Here is a 1,478-nt window from a genome sequence, read left to right on the forward strand (position 1 = left end):
GACTATGACGCGGACACGGGCCGCTTCACCGCCCTGGACCCACTGGGCGCAAAGGGCGGCGACAGGGACTGGTACGGGTACTGCGTCGACGACCCGGTGAACCGGGTGGATGTATGGGGGCTCAACGCAATTGCTTTGCCCGGCCCATTCGGTATTCCTCTACCGCCAGTGTTCATTCCCGGGACGCAAGAAAACGACGAGTTCACCAAAGGGACGCTTAATGTTTTGAAGGGGCTTGATGATGCATGGAGTGGTCCTGTCGAACCGGACAGTGACCCGAACACCTATGAATCCGAGCACACTTCCAACCGCAATCCATCGAATCGTAAAAAACATGAGAAAGGACAAGCCAGAAAACAACAAGCCAAGAGCGGAGAAAAGAAAAATAAACACCCTGACTGGCGCATCAATCAAAACAAACGGCACAAAGACCAAAGCGTCGAGGGTTCTCCGGACAAAGGAGGGTTTGTGGACACAGGTGATACAAATCGCACAGAGGACAACGTATGAAAGCTCCATTTGAAAACACCTTGCGCAAGGCCAAGCAAAATGGCGACATCGTAAGCATCCACTACAACCCGCAAGACTATGAAGACGTTTACTGTGGTTTTGTGGACTGTATCCGGGATGGAGAGTTCCGGCTCAAGATATATCGCCGCTACGGTCGGCCAGACGGCTGGTTCGCCATGCGCCTGGATGACATCATTATTGTGGACATTGGTGGGGAGTTCGAGTTGCGGCTGTCCTATTTGATTGCGCACAAGCCCTCTCCCCCGCTGGCTTTGAGCCTGCCGACCGTTCGCAATGGGTCGATCCTGTACTCGACGCTTCGCCAAGCCAAGGATGCCAATATGGTCGTCAAGGTCAACCTCACTGGCGGGCAGTACAGTGTGGGCGGTATTGTGCATGCCGTGGATTCTCATGAATTGGCGATTTCCAGCTTTAACACCTATGGCATGGGAACTGGTATAGAAACCGTGCGCATGGCCAATGTGCACAGCATCGAACTCGGCGACGCCGACTGTTTGATGGCGCAACACCTGCACACACATCAGACGGAATACCTCAAGTTCAAACAGGAGCATCAAAAATAAGAGGGAGGCACTTGCCGAACCGTTGTGATGTCTCTTGGCGTCAACGCGACCATCCAGAAAGGCACGGACTTGCGGTTCGTCCCGTTTGTCCGTGCCTTGTTGCCGCACAGTTGTCCGCTTCAACTGCCTGTGCAAGCTGCCACGTATAGATCAGAAGCGAAGGCGTCTCCTGCGCCACGCCGAGCCCCTACCGTGTCTCGCCGGGCATAACCGCTTGTGAAGCGCCGTTTCTCCTGTCATCCCGACCACCTTGGCACGCCGCTGGCCCTCGCCGACCTGGACGGAAACGTTGTACAGACGATGCGGTACGATGCTTTCGGCAACCCCCTTCGGGGGCTTCAGGGGCCTGTGCGGTTCCCTCTTGGCTTTGCGGGCGGGCTGTTT

Annotated in this window: 2 protein-coding genes and 1 pseudogene; all 3 read left to right on the top strand. The window is 55.6% G+C overall.

What is annotated here, in order from left to right; translation table 11 throughout:
- Positions 1-510: pseudogene (locus CHB73_RS16350) on the top strand (hypothetical protein); the annotation flags it as partial.
- Complete coding sequence (locus tag CHB73_RS16355) at positions 507-1,094, top strand: hypothetical protein (RefSeq protein ID WP_089275676.1); 588 nt, start codon at positions 507-509, stop codon at positions 1,092-1,094. The pseudogene CHB73_RS16350 and the gene CHB73_RS16355, both read left to right, overlap by 4 nt.
- A gap of 216 nt (positions 1,095-1,310) precedes the next feature.
- Positions 1,311-1,478: RHS repeat domain-containing protein (locus tag CHB73_RS17370; RefSeq protein ID WP_179217112.1), on the top strand; the 168-nt coding region annotated here is incomplete at its 3' end.

It is taken from the genome of Humidesulfovibrio mexicanus, assembly GCF_900188225.1.
GTDB lineage: Bacteria > Desulfobacterota > Desulfovibrionia > Desulfovibrionales > Desulfovibrionaceae > Humidesulfovibrio > Humidesulfovibrio mexicanus.

What these genes read in the sequence shown, in the direction of transcription:
- CHB73_RS16355 (WP_089275676.1), top strand. Translation starts at nt 507, where the DNA reads ATGAAAGCTCCATTTGAAAACACCTTGCGCAAGGCCAAGCAAAATGGC.